This window comes from Pseudomonas sp. P42 (genome assembly GCF_017973755.1).
In the GTDB taxonomy this organism is placed as follows: domain Bacteria; phylum Pseudomonadota; class Gammaproteobacteria; order Pseudomonadales; family Pseudomonadaceae; genus Aquipseudomonas; species Aquipseudomonas iridis.
Map to the genome: position 1 here is coordinate 547,243 of NZ_JACOPU010000005.1, position 12,479 is coordinate 559,721.

10 protein-coding genes are annotated in these 12,479 nt (G+C 60.4%); all 10 read right to left on the reverse strand.

Features of this window, described 5'->3' with window-relative positions:
- Position 1: 1 nt before the first annotated feature.
- The 10 genes from H8B20_RS19120 to aroQ all read right to left on the reverse strand — a co-directional run bounded on the left by H8B20_RS19120 (position 2) and on the right by aroQ (position 12,318).
- Complete coding sequence (locus H8B20_RS19120; RefSeq protein WP_200614989.1) at positions 2–2,776, reverse strand: hybrid sensor histidine kinase/response regulator; 2,775 nt, start codon at positions 2,774–2,776, stop codon at positions 2–4.
- Between the two features lie 99 nt (positions 2,777–2,875).
- Positions 2,876–4,171: a phosphoribosylamine--glycine ligase gene (gene purD, locus H8B20_RS19125; RefSeq protein ID WP_210624195.1), complete on the reverse strand. Its 1,296-nt coding sequence runs from the start codon at positions 4,169–4,171 to the stop codon at positions 2,876–2,878.
- Between the two features lie 153 nt (positions 4,172–4,324).
- Entirely contained in the window at positions 4,325–5,932 is a 1,608-nt protein-coding gene (gene purH, locus H8B20_RS19130; RefSeq protein WP_210624196.1) for a bifunctional phosphoribosylaminoimidazolecarboxamide formyltransferase/IMP cyclohydrolase, read from the reverse strand.
- A gap of 82 nt (positions 5,933–6,014) precedes the next feature.
- A complete protein-coding gene (gene fis, locus H8B20_RS19135) occupies positions 6,015–6,335 on the reverse strand; it encodes a DNA-binding transcriptional regulator Fis (protein WP_003221275.1) in 321 nt (106 codons plus the stop codon).
- On the reverse strand, positions 6,332–7,342 hold the full coding sequence (gene dusB / locus H8B20_RS19140; RefSeq protein WP_042557469.1) for a tRNA dihydrouridine synthase DusB: 1,011 nt from the start codon (positions 7,340–7,342) through the stop codon (positions 6,332–6,334). Before dusB ends, fis begins: the two co-directional genes overlap by 4 nt.
- Before the next feature lie 185 nt (positions 7,343–7,527).
- Positions 7,528–8,790: a DUF3426 domain-containing protein gene (locus tag H8B20_RS19145; protein WP_210624197.1), complete on the reverse strand. Its 1,263-nt coding sequence runs from the start codon at positions 8,788–8,790 to the stop codon at positions 7,528–7,530.
- Between the two features lie 30 nt (positions 8,791–8,820).
- The gene (gene prmA / locus H8B20_RS19150) at positions 8,821–9,699 is read right to left on the reverse strand and encodes a 50S ribosomal protein L11 methyltransferase (RefSeq protein ID WP_042557472.1); all 879 of its coding nucleotides are present in this window, start codon (positions 9,697–9,699) and stop codon (positions 8,821–8,823) included.
- Between the two features lie 283 nt (positions 9,700–9,982).
- Positions 9,983–11,341, reverse strand: coding sequence for an acetyl-CoA carboxylase biotin carboxylase subunit (gene accC, locus H8B20_RS19155; RefSeq protein ID WP_042557473.1), 1,359 nt, complete (start codon positions 11,339–11,341; stop codon positions 9,983–9,985).
- Positions 11,342–11,358: 17 nt separating this feature from the next.
- Positions 11,359–11,817 (reverse strand): acetyl-CoA carboxylase biotin carboxyl carrier protein, encoded by a 459-nt coding sequence (gene accB / locus H8B20_RS19160; protein WP_042557474.1) that lies wholly within the window; start codon positions 11,815–11,817, stop codon positions 11,359–11,361.
- Between the two features lie 48 nt (positions 11,818–11,865).
- Positions 11,866–12,318: a type II 3-dehydroquinate dehydratase gene (aroQ, locus tag H8B20_RS19165; protein ID WP_042557475.1), complete on the reverse strand. Its 453-nt coding sequence runs from the start codon at positions 12,316–12,318 to the stop codon at positions 11,866–11,868.
- Between the last annotated feature and the right edge of the window lie 161 nt (positions 12,319–12,479).

The following is a 12,479-nucleotide window of genomic DNA, read 5'->3' on the forward strand; positions in this document are numbered from 1 at the left end:
ATCAGAAGGTCGACGCCGTGCGGTTCTGTTGATCACGTTGGGCCACCCAATGCTCGATCAACTCGCGCAATTGCGACAGCTCGACCGGTTTGGACATGTGCCCATCCATTCCGGCCTGGCGTGCGCGCTCTTTGTGCTCGGCGAGAATGTGCGCGGTCAACGCGACGATCGGCGTGCGGATGCGTTGGTTGCTGACTTCCCACGCGCGCAATTGCTGAGTTGCGGAGAAACCGTCGAGGATTGGCATCTCGCAGTCCATCAGCACCAGGTCGTAACGCTGGGCTTTCATCGCTTGCAGTGCTTCCTCACCGTTGCTGGCGGTGTCGGGTTGCAGGTTGAGCTTGCCGAGCATGCCGCGAATCACTTTGGTCGAAATCGTATTGTCTTCGGCAACGAGGATGCGGAAGTCGCTCGGCACTTTGGCCACGGTGGCCGCGGTCACCACTTGCGGCTGGAACACCACCTGGCCTTTGTTGCGCTGGTTGAGTTCGTCCGCGAGGGTGGTCTTGAGCGTATACCCGGCCACCGGTTTGGCCAGAATCCTTTTGATCCCCGAGTTACGCGCGATGATCTTGCTCGGCGCGTTGCTGATGCCGGTGAGCATGATCAACAGGATGTCGTGGTTCAGGCTCGGGTCTTCCTTGATCTTGGCCGCCAGTTGCATGCCGGTCATGCCGGGCATGTTCTGATCGAGCAGGACCACATCGAAGTAATCACGCAGGTGCGCCTTGGTGCGTAGCAGCGCCAGCGCTTCCTTGCCCGACGGCACGGCGCTGACGTTCAGGCCCCAGGCACTGCATTGCTGCACCAGCACTTTGCGACAAGTGTCGTTGTCATCGACCACCAGCACCCGCGCGCCTTGCAACGGGCTGTCGAGGTCGGAGGTCGGGTGTTCAAGGCGATCCGGGTCCAGCGGCAGCGTCAGCCACAAGGTGCTGCCCTGATTGGTGCCGCTTTTGATGCCGAATTCACCCTGCATCAACCGGATCAGTTGCCGCGCGATCACCAGGCCCAGATTGCCACCCAGACGATTGGCCGAAAGGAAATGCTTGCTGTGCAGCTCGGCGTGCATCAGCGCGTCACGCTCTTCCTGCTCCATCGGCTGGCCGCTGTCCTGCACGGCGATGCGCAGGCGCGGTTTGCTGCTGCGCTCATCGAGGGCGACGACGATCAGCACTTCGCCTTCGTCGGTTTTTTTCAGGGCGTTTTCCAGCAGACTCAGCAGGGTCTGGCGCAGACGGGTCGGGTCGCCGCTGATCACACGCGGCACTTGCGGCTGAATGAAGCTGATCAGTTCGACGTTCTGCTGTTCGGCCTTGGCGCGGTAGATGCTCAGGCAGTCATCGATCAACGCGTTGAGATCGAACTGCACGTCGTCCAGTTCGATCTGCCCGGATTCGAGTTTGGAGATGTCGAGAATCTCGTTGATCAATGTCAGCAGTTCGTTGCCAGCGCTGTGGATGGTCTGCACGTAATCGCGCTGTTTGACCGACAACGGGGTACCGAGCAGCAACTCGGTCATGCCCAGTACGCCGTTCATTGGCGTGCGAATCTCGTGACTGATCTTGGCGAGGAATTCGGCCTTGGCGTTGATCTCGGCGTTGCTTGCGGCGAGGTCGCGACTGATGCTGAAACGGCTTTCGGTGATGCTGCGTTGACGCTCGCCCAGCGCAATGCTCATCAACAGCCCGCTGATGCAGATAAACACCATCAACGTCATGATCAGGCCTTGCGGCGCGACCAGTGTCAGGCCCAGCAATGCCGGAAGAATGATCAGCGTACCGATGTTGAACACCACCATGGCAGCAACAAACAACCGCGCCGGGCGGTAGCCCTTCTGCCAGTGATAGAACGCAACAAACAACATGCTCAGACCGGCGAGTGCCACCAGCGCGTAAGTGATGATGTTCAGGGGCAAGGTGTTGACGAACAACAGCAACAAGCTGCATGTCACGATGAACAGAATGTCGCCCAGCAACAGTTTGTTCAGCGGATGCGGGCCCAGCGGGGCGAAGAAGCGCAGGGCAAACATCAAACCGGCCGGCGCGGTCAGCAGCAACGCGAGATAAGCCCCGGGCGTCTGGATCGCATGCCAGTTCGGTAGCCAGGGGCCGGCGAGGTTGAGCAACAGCAACAGGCTGAGCCCCAACAGACCCTCGCAGATCGCCAGCCACAGGCTGCTGCGTGAACGGGAGTAGGCGTAGCGCACGAGATTGTGCAGTAACAGCATGGCGAGGCAGCCGAACAGCAGGCCGAAGATCAGTGTCTGGTTCTGGTCGGCCGCGCTCATGACCGCCGATTGCAGGGTGATGTGCGGGCGTAACTGGTGGTCGGAAACCAGCCGCACGTAGACGTCGAGAGGCTTGCTACTTTGCGGCAGCGGCAGCATGAAGTCGCTGCTCGGTAGCGGCCGTTCAGCCTGGGGCTGGTCGGTGCCGGTGTTGCGTTGCTCGATCAGTTGGTCGCCGTCGAGCACGTACAGATTGAGGTGTGACAGGTCCGGGGCGAAGATCCGCAGCACTTGTTCGTGCTTGCCGGGCGCGAGCCTGAAGCGCAGCCACAGTGCTCCCTCGGGCTCGGCCGCGGTGAGGCGGTCAAGGTCGATGGGGCTGAATTGGTTGGTGTAACGGGCTGAGCGGATATCGCTCAGTTGCAGATTGCCCTGATCGTCGAGCAATACCGACCAGCCACTGCCTTGCGTGGCCTGGGCCGGGAGCATGCAGAGCAAGGTCAGCAACGTGACGGTGAAGCTTATGGCAATCCTGAGCCAGCGCACGGCGAAATCCCTTCTTAGGTTGATGCCAGAGTATAACGACGCGCGGCGGCGGAACAGCCCGGCGAGGAGCGGTATCCCTCGCCGGACTTCATGGACAGCTTATTCCTGGGTTTCGCCACGTTCACGGGCAATGGCGCGGTAGCCAATGTCCTTGCGGTAGAAGCTGCCTTCCCAGTCGATCGCGGCCGCCAGCTTGTAGGCTTGCTGTTGCGCATCACTGACGCTGGCGCCCATTGCGGTGGCGCAGAGTACGCGACCACCGGCGGTCACGACCTGGCCATCTTTGAGTGCGGTGCCGGCGTGGAAGACTTTGCCTTCCAGGCTTGCCGCAGCGTCCAGACCGTTGATCGCGGCGCCTTTGGCGTAGTCGCCCGGGTAGCCGCCAGCGGCCAGCACGATGCCAACGCTCGGACGTGGATCCCACTGCGCTTCGACCTTGTCCAGCGCTTGCGCCAGGGCGGCTTCAACCAGCAGCACCAGGCTGGACTGCAAACGCAGCATCACCGGTTGGGTTTCCGGATCACCGAAACGGCAGTTGAACTCGATGACTTTCGGGTTGCCGGCCTTGTCGATCATCAGACCGGCATAGAGGAAACCGGTGTAGACGTTGCCTTCATCGGCCATGCCGCGCACGGTCGGCCAGATCACCAGGTCCATCACGCGCTTGTGCACGTCGGCGGTCACTACCGGGGCAGGGGAGTAAGCACCCATGCCGCCGGTGTTCGGGCCGCTGTCGCCGTCGCCGACGCGTTTGTGGTCCTGACTGGTGGCCATCGGCAGGACGTTCTTGCCGTCGACCATGACGATGAACGACGCTTCTTCGCCGTCGAGGAATTCTTCGATGACCACGCGCGAACCGGCATCGCCGAAAGCATTGCCGGCAAGCATGTCGCGCACGGCGTCTTCGGCTTCAGCCAGTGTCATGGCAACGATCACGCCTTTACCGGCGGCCAGGCCATCGGCCTTGATCACGATCGGTGCGCCTTTTTCACGCAGATAAGCCAGGGCTGGCTCGATCTCGGTGAAATTCTGGTAGTCGGCGGTCGGGATCTTGTGGCGCGCCAGGAAGTCCTTGGTGAACGCCTTCGAGCCTTCCAGCTGTGCAGCGCCAGCGGTCGGACCGAAGCAGTCCAGGCCACGGGAACGGAACAAGTCGACAACGCCAGCCACCAGCGGCACTTCCGGGCCGACGATGGTCAGGGAAACGTTTTTCTCGGCGAAATCGGCAAGCTGCTCAAGGGACAGCACGTCGATGGCGACGTTCTCGCACTTGGCTTCAATCGCCGTACCGGCGTTGCCCGGGGCAACGAAAACCTTCTGCACGCGCGGATCCTGAGCCACTTTCCAGGCCAGAGCGTGTTCACGGCCACCGCTGCCAATGATCAAAACATTCATTTCAAAAACCTCGGATGACGCTAATTCTGTGGAGCACCGCAGAGATGCTTTTCTGTGGGAACTGGCTTGCCAGCGATGCAGGCGACTCGGTTCATCAGTCAGACCGAGGAGATGCTATCGCTGGCAAGCCAGCTCCCACAGTGGATCGTGTACTTAGTGACGGAAGTGGCGCATGCCCGTAAAGACCATCGCAATCCCTGCCTCATCGGCAGCGGCAATCACTTCAGCATCACGCATCGAGCCACCTGGCTGGATCACCGCAGTGATGCCGACCTTGGCCGCATTGTCCAGACCGTCGCGGAACGGGAAGAACGCGTCCGATGCCATTACCGACCCCGCCACTTGCAGACCCGCGTGTTCAGCCTTGATCGCAGCGATACGTGCGGAGTTTACGCGGCTCATCTGGCCAGCGCCGACACCGATGGTCTGGCGGTTCTTGGCGTAGACGATCGCGTTGGATTTGACGTACTTGGCCACTTTCCAGGCGAAGATCAGGTCGTTGATTTCCTGTTCGGTCGGTGCACGCTTGGTTACGACTTTCAGGTCTTCGCTGCCGATCATGCCGATGTCGCGGCTTTGTACCAACAGGCCGCCGTTGACGCGCTTGTAATCCCAAGCGGCAGCGCGGTCAGCCGACCACTCGCCACAGGCCAGCAGGCGCACGTTGGCTTTGGCGGCAACGATGGCCCGGGCTTCTTCGCTCACGGAAGGGGCGATGATCACTTCAACGAACTGACGCTCGACGATCGCTTTGGCGGTCTCGGCATCCAGTTCACGGTTGAAGGCAATGATGCCGCCGAACGCCGATTCGGTGTCGGTAGCGTAAGCCAGTTCGTAGGCCTGACGGATGCCGCCTTCGGCGTCCGGGCTCACCGCAACGCCGCACGGGTTGGCGTGCTTGACGATCACGCAGGCTGGCTTGACGAAGCTCTTCACACATTCCAGCGCAGCGTCGGTGTCGGCCACGTTGTTGTACGACAGCTCTTTGCCTTGCAGTTGGGTCGCGGTAGCAATGCCGACTTCGGCAGGTTTGGCTTCCACATAGAACGCCGCGCTCTGGTGCGGGTTCTCGCCGTAGCGCATTTCCTGAGCCTTGATGAACTGGCTGTTGAAGGTGCGCGGGAATTCGCTGCGACCTTCCGTGCTGAGGGTTTCAGCGGCCTGGTTCACGGTGCCCATGTAGTTGGCGATCATACCGTCGTAGGCGGCGGTGTGTTCGAACGCCTTGAGCATCAGGTCGAAACGCTGAGCGTAGGTCAGGCCACCGGACTTGAGGTTTTCGAGGACGTTGGCGTAATCGTTGGCGTTGACCACGATCGCGACGTCTTTATGGTTTTTTGCTGCCGAACGGACCATGGTCGGGCCGCCGATGTCGATGTTCTCGATGGCGGTCGGCAGGTCGCAACCTGGCTTGTTGATGGTCGCTTCGAACGGGTACAGGTTGACCGCTACCAGATCGATCGGCTTGATGCCGTGTTCGTTCATGATAGCGTCGTCGATACCGCGACGACCGAGGATGCCACCGTGGATTTTCGGGTGCAGGGTCTTCACCCTACCGTCCATCATCTCCGCGAAACCGGTGTAATCCGCGACTTCCACTGCGGCAACGCCGTTGTCGCGCAGCAGCTTGAACGTTCCGCCGGTGGAGAGGATCTCGACGCCCAGGGCTTCAAGCTCCTTGGCGAATTCGAGGATCCCGGTCTTGTCGGAAACGCTGATCAAGGCGCGGCGGATCGGCAGGCGGGTAGTCTGGTCGGTCATCTCAATTTCCATCAAAAGCAAAGGAAGTCAGCAAAAAAGGCGACCGGTTTTACGCGGGCGCCTTTCTGGTTTGATTGAATGCTTACAGCAGATCGTACTGCTTGAGTTTCTTGCGCAGCGTGCCTCGGTTGAGTCCGAGCAGCTCGCTGGCCTTGGTCTGGTTGCCCTTGACGTAGTTCATCACGCTTTCGAGCAGGGGAGCCTCGACTTCGGAGAGCACAAGGTTGTACACATCCGTGACGGACGCGCCCTCAAGGTGGGCGAAATAATTGTGCAGCGCCTTCTCGACACTCCCGCGAAGGGTCTGACCTTCTTCGCTCGGCGTATTGAGGTGCTGTTTCAAATTCACGTTGTCGCTCACGGGTGCTGTTCCACTCACTAAAGTCTCGGTCATCATCGTCATGCGGCCACCCCTTCTTCGTCCCCTGTCAGGCTCTTGTAACGCTCGGCGAAGAACTCCCGAACGTTGGCGCATTGTGTTTCCGTACCATCCAAACGATTGAAGTGGGCGCGAAACTCCTTGGCGCCCGGCAAGGTTGCGAGATACCAGCCCACATGCTTTCGAGCAATACGCACGCCCATCACATCCCCATAGAAAGCGTGAAGTGCGGCCAGATGCTCTAGCAGAATGTGTTCCACCTCGGTCAGCTCCGGTGCCGGCAATTTCTCGCCAGTGCGCAGGAAGTGATCGATCTCGCGAAAAATCCATGGCCGCCCTTGGGCGGCTCGGCCTACCAACAGGCCATCGGCACCGGTCGCGTCGAGCACGTAACGGGCCTTTTCCGGCGAATCAATATCGCCATTGGCAAACACCGGGATCGACACGGCCTGCTTGATCGCGGCAATCGTGTCGTACTCGGCTTCACCTTTATAAAGATCGGCGCGAGTGCGGCCATGCACTGCCAGCGCGGTGATCCCGGCCTGCTCGGCGATCTTCGCCACAGTCAGTCCGTTCTTGTTGTCGCGATCCCAGCCAGTGCGGATCTTCAGGGTGACCGGCACATCAACCGCAGCCACGACGGCCTGCAGGATCTCGGTCACCAGTGCTTCATCTTTCAACAACGCGGAGCCGGCGGCTTTGTTGCAGACCTTCTTTGCCGGGCAACCCATGTTGATATCAATAATCTGTGCGCCCAGTTCGACGTTGGCGCGGGCCGCATTTGCCAGCATCTGTGCATCACCACCGGCAATCTGTACCGAGCGTGGCTCGGGATCGCCTTCGTGGATCATGCGCATGCGCGACTTGCGGGTGTTCCACAGGCTCATGTCACTGGTGACCATTTCCGAGACCACAAGCCCTGCGCCCAAACGCTTGCAAAGCTGACGAAAGGGCTGGTCGGTGACCCCCGCCATCGGGGCGAGAATCAAGCCGTTCTGTAATGTATATGGGCCGATGCGTACCGCCGACATAGGACTTCCCTGAAGTGGGGCCGGATCATGAGAGTTCGAAAAAGGGTTGGCATGATACCCGCTCTCGATGACTGGATAAAGGCTGAATTGAACAAAATCTGAACAGTTATTTTCTTATCGCCAGCGGTTCGGTAGCCCGGCGCGAAGTCAGAAAATTGCCGTCAATTCAGAAACGATGAAGCGATTCACTCGGGCGAGTGAAAACTCAGGCTGTAATTCACCGCTTTAGGGCCTGGATCGAGAATATCCAGCGCGATGTGGATCGGCGTTTGTGGCGGCATCTCCGCCAAACCTTCGAGATCGCCGCTCAAGTACTCGCCGGGTTTGAAGCGCCGACTGGCGATCAGGTGCCCGTTGAGGTCGGCAAACCGCAGCTCCAGCAACGGAAACGGCTGGGAGAACGTTGCGCGGTTATAAATGATCGCGTCGACTACCAGCGCGCCGTTGAACTCCGGATGGCTGCGCACGACCAGGTTGCTGCTTTTGATTCTGGCAATGTCGACCTTGGACGGCACCGTGCAGCCGATTTGCGGGCAGACTTGCTGGAACCATGGCCGGTATTGATCCTGCCGCGCCAGTTCGTCGAAATGGTAGCTGATGTACTGGGCGGCGAGGCCGCCAGCGGCGAGCAACACCAACACCAGCCACAGCAGGCGACGGGCCCAGGGTGAGCGGCGCTTTTGCCAGTCCAGTTGCAGCGGGTCGTCAGTCAGGTCCTGCAAGACTTCGGCGCGTACGCCGGAGTCTGCTCGCTCACGTTTTTTGCGCTGCGGTTCGAGCAATGGCAGATCGTCATCGCTGTCGTCACTGGCAGACAAGCGTTCGCGGCGGGCATTCGGATCGATCGGATCGTGCAGGCGCAACTGCGGGATCGCCGGTTCATCATCCAGATCCACCGGCTCCAGCGACAGCGAGGGCTCGGTGCGTGCGGGTTTGATCCGATCCTCGATCACTTGCGGTTCGGCTTCAGGCTCTGCTCTCTCATCGGCAGGCTGGCTGAACAGGCTGTCGGGCCAGACCGCTTCATCCGGTTCCGGACTGTCGCGGCGGGCACTCAGGGAGTCTTCGCGCGGGCGACCGAATTCGGTGGTCGGCTGGATTTCCCGTTGTTCGAGGCGGGCGAGTTCTTCGTCCAGGTCGAGACTGTCGAGGTCCAGATCCGCAGCGCTCCATTGCTTTTGGCTGATGGCGCGGGTGACAGGTGACTCGACGACCGCGGGCGATTCAACCATCGGCGGTGGTGCAACCGGCAGTTGTTCGGCATTGGCGGGTGCAACCGGCGTCACCGCATCCTTGCCCGCGTGCTGCTCAAGCAGCTGTTTGGCGGCGTTGAACACTTGCAGGCAGGAGCCGCAGCGAACCACCCCGCGGGCCACGCTCAATTGAGCGTGGCTGACGCGGAAACTGGTTTGGCAATGCGGGCACTGAGTGACGAAGCTGTCGGTCATGCGGCGATCCGGATTATGCAGGCGGCCATTCTAGCGCCGACGCCCGGTGATGCGCACCCAGCCATCGCGATTGGCGATCGGGTCGAGATCGAAGTCCTGAGCGTAGGCAGCAGCGACTTCATCACCTTGTTCGGCGAGGATGCCCGACAGCGCCAGACGCCCGCCGGATTTGACCAGGCTGGACAATTGCGGTGCCAGCGAAACCAGCGGGCCGGCGAGGATGTTGGCGACCAGCACGTCGGCTTTGACCTGCGGCAGATCTTGCGGAAGGTACAGCGGGAACAGCTCATCGGCGATATTGTTGCGCCCGGCGTTATCGCGCGAGGCTTCCAGCGCCTGCACGTCGATGTCGGTGCCGACGGCTTCCTTGGCACCGAGCAGCAGGGCGGCGATGGCCAGAATCCCCGAGCCACAGCCGAAATCCAGCACATTGCAGTCTTTGAGGTCCTGACCGTCGAGCCACTCCAGGCACAGCGCGGTGGTCGGGTGGGTACCGGTGCCGAACGCCAGGCCCGGATCCAGCAGCAGGTTGACTGCGTCAGGCTCGGGCGCGGCATGCCAGCTCGGGACGATCCACAGGCGCTGGCCGAAACGCATTGGCTGGAAACCATCCATCCAGCTGCGTTCCCAATCCTGGTCTTCGATGACTTCGCTGTGATGCTCGGGCAGCGGGCTGCCGGTCAGCAATTCGAGATGGGCCAGCACCGGGGCAGGCTCGGTGCCGCCCTCGAACAGGGCCAGCAGGTGAGTGTGCGCCCACAGCGGAGTGGTGTTGAGTTCCGGCTCGAAGATCGGCTGGTCTTCGGCGTCCATGAAGGTCACCGAAACAGCGCCCACTTCAAGGAAAGCGTCTTCGTAGGTTTCGGCTTGTTCCGGGCTGATGGCGAGTCGTACTTGCAGCCAAGGCATGGCGGGCACCTTTGAAAAATATTGATTGCAGACTAGCGGTCTGCGAGAAGCGCGCAAGTTTACGCGAGCGCGCAGGGTTTGTGGGAGCTGCATTTGTAGCGCAGATGTTGAGCGAAGCGTGGAACCTGTGGGAGCGAGCCTGCTCGCGAGCGCGGTGGGTCAGCAATGAAGGTGGCGACTGGCACGGCCTCTTCGCGAGCAGGCTCGCTCCCACAGGGGGGAGTGAAACCTGCAGATGCAACAAAGCCGCCCGAAGGCGGCTTTGTCTGGTACAGGCTGAAGCTTAGTGCTTCTCGTCAGCCAGCTTGTGCTCGAGGTAGTGAATGTTCACGCCCCCTTTGCAGAAGCCTTCGTCGCGAACCAGATCACGGTGCAGCGGGATGTTGGTCTTGATCCCGTCCACCACGATTTCGTCCAGGGCATTGCGCATGCGGGCCATGGCTTCGTCGCGGGTAGCGCCGTAAGTGATCAGCTTGCCGATCAGCGAGTCGTAGTTCGGCGGAACGGCATAACCGCTGTACAGGTGCGAATCGACGCGAACGCCGTTGCCGCCTGGAGCGTGGAAATGCTTGACCGTGCCCGGGCTCGGCATGAAGGTTTTCGGGTCTTCAGCGTTGATCCGGCATTCCAGCGAGTGACCGCGGATAACCACGTCATCCTGCGTGAACGACAGCTTGTTGCCAGCGGCGATGCTGAGCATCTCCTTGACGATGTCGATACCGGTAACCATTTCCGAAACCGGGTGCTCCACCTGAACACGGGTGTTCATTTCGATGAAGTAGAAACGACCGTTCTCGTACAGGAACTCGAAAGTGCCGGCGCCACGGTAGCCGATGTCGATGCACGCCTTGACGCAGCGAGCCAGAACTTCCTGGCGCGCCTGCTCGTCGATGCCCGGTGCCGGCGCTTCTTCGAGAACCTTCTGGTGACGACGTTGCAGCGAGCAATCGCGGTCGCCCAGATGGATGGCGTGACCCTGGCCGTCGGACAGAACCTGCACTTCGACGTGACGCGGGTTGGTCAGGAATTTTTCCAGATAGACCATCGGGTTGCCAAACGCCGCGCCTGCTTCGGTGCGGGTCAGTTTGGCGAACGAGATCAGGTCTTCTTCCTTGTGCACCACGCGCATGCCGCGACCACCACCGCCGCCAGCGGCTTTGATGATCACCGGGTAGCCGACTTCACGACCGATGCGCAGCGCCGTTTCTTCGTCTTCCGGCAGTGGGCCGTCAGAACCTGGAACGGTTGGCACGCCTGCTTCGATCATCGCGTGCTTGGCCGATACCTTGTCGCCCATCAGGCGAATGGTGTCGGCTTTCGGGCCGATGAAGGCGAAGCCGGAGTTCTCGACCTGCTCGGCAAAGTCGGCGTTTTCCGCGAGGAAACCGTAGCCTGGGTGAATGGCGGTAGCGCCAGTCACTTCGGCGGCAGCGATGATGGCCGGGATGTGCAGGTAAGACTGAGAGGCCGATGCCGGGCCGATGCAGACGGATTCGTCTGCCAGACCCAGGTGCATCAGCTCTTTGTCGGCCTTGGAGTAAACGGCGACGGTCTTGATGCCCATCTCTTTGCAGGCACGCAGAATCCGCAGGGCGATCTCACCGCGGTTCGCGATCAGAACTTTTTCCAACTTCGCAGTCATCAAAGGCTCTCCGCAGTTCAAACGATGGTGAACAGCGGTTGGTCGTACTCAACCGGCTGGCCGTCTTCGACGAGGATGGACTCGATCACACCGCTGGTTTCAGCTTCGATGTGGTTCATCATCTTCATGGCTTCAACGATGCACAGAGTGTCGCCTTTCTTCACGGTCTGGCCGACTTCAACGAAGGACGGCGAGGCTGGCGAAGACTTGCGGTAGAACGTGCCGACCATCGGCGAACGGGCAACAGTGCCGTTCAGCGCCGGGGCAGCAGCGGCAACCGGAGCAGCTGCAGCTACAGGAGCGGCGGCTGGTGCAGCGGCCGGCGCTTGCATCGGTGCAGGCGCGTAGTACTGCTGAGCCGGGGTCTTGCTGTGACGGCTGATGCGTACGGACTCTTCGCCTTCCTTGATCTCGAGCTCGTCGATGCCGGACTCTTCCAGCAATTCGATCAGTTTCTTAACTTTACGGATATCCATGAATCATCAACTCCCAAGGGTCGGTCAGGGGCGCTTAACGCTTGTCGTTCAAGTCGTTGCCTGTGTTTCAAGCAGTTCTAGTGCAGCCTCCAGGGCCAGTCGGTAACCACTGGCGCCAAGGCCGCAGATCACTCCCACCGCTACGTCGGAGAAGTAAGAGTGATGGCGGAAAGGTTCGCGCTTGTGCACGTTGGACAAATGCACTTCGATGAATGGGATGCTCACTCCCAGCAACGCGTCACGTAATGCAACACTTGTATGTGTAAATGCGGCCGGATTGATCAGGATAAAATCCACACCCTCGCCGCGTGCGGCGTGGATGCGGTCGATCAATTCGTACTCGGCATTGCTTTGCAGATACAGCAGATGATGGCCGGCTTCACGGGCGCGACGCTCCAGATCCTGATTGATCTGCGCCAGGGTCGTCGACCCATAGGTGCCCGGTTCGCGGGTGCCGAGCAGGTTCAGGTTGGGGCCGTGCAGCACCAGTAGGGTTGCCATCTGCGTTGTCCTTGTCATGAATGAGCAGTCGTCAGAACCCGGCGACTATGCCGCAAAGACTTTATGACTGTCCAGTTCTATGCAATAGCCAGCACGATGGCCGATGTTTGCGCAAAATATGTGACCGAGTGATCTGATCCGGTCATTTGCATCACGCAACT

Excerpts from the sequence above, each read along its gene's own strand:
- aroQ (WP_042557475.1), bottom strand. The coding sequence starts at position 12,318 with ATGGCAACCCTACTGGTGCTGCACGGCCCCAACCTGAACCTGCTCGGC.
- dusB (WP_042557469.1), bottom strand. The coding sequence starts at position 7,342 with ATGTCGGCGGTACGCATCGGCCCATATACATTACAGAACGGCTTGATT.
- purD (WP_210624195.1), bottom strand. The coding sequence starts at position 4,171 with ATGAATGTTTTGATCATTGGCAGCGGTGGCCGTGAACACGCTCTGGCC.
- accC (WP_042557473.1), bottom strand. The coding sequence starts at position 11,341 with ATGACTGCGAAGTTGGAAAAAGTTCTGATCGCGAACCGCGGTGAGATC.
- accB (WP_042557474.1), bottom strand. The coding sequence starts at position 11,817 with ATGGATATCCGTAAAGTTAAGAAACTGATCGAATTGCTGGAAGAGTCC.
- prmA (WP_042557472.1), bottom strand. The coding sequence starts at position 9,699 with ATGCCTTGGCTGCAAGTACGACTCGCCATCAGCCCGGAACAAGCCGAA.
- fis (WP_003221275.1), bottom strand. The coding sequence starts at position 6,335 with ATGACGATGATGACCGAGACTTTAGTGAGTGGAACAGCACCCGTGAGC.
- H8B20_RS19145 (WP_210624197.1), bottom strand. The coding sequence starts at position 8,790 with ATGACCGACAGCTTCGTCACTCAGTGCCCGCATTGCCAAACCAGTTTC.
- purH (WP_210624196.1), bottom strand. The coding sequence starts at position 5,932 with ATGACCGACCAGACTACCCGCCTGCCGATCCGCCGCGCCTTGATCAGC.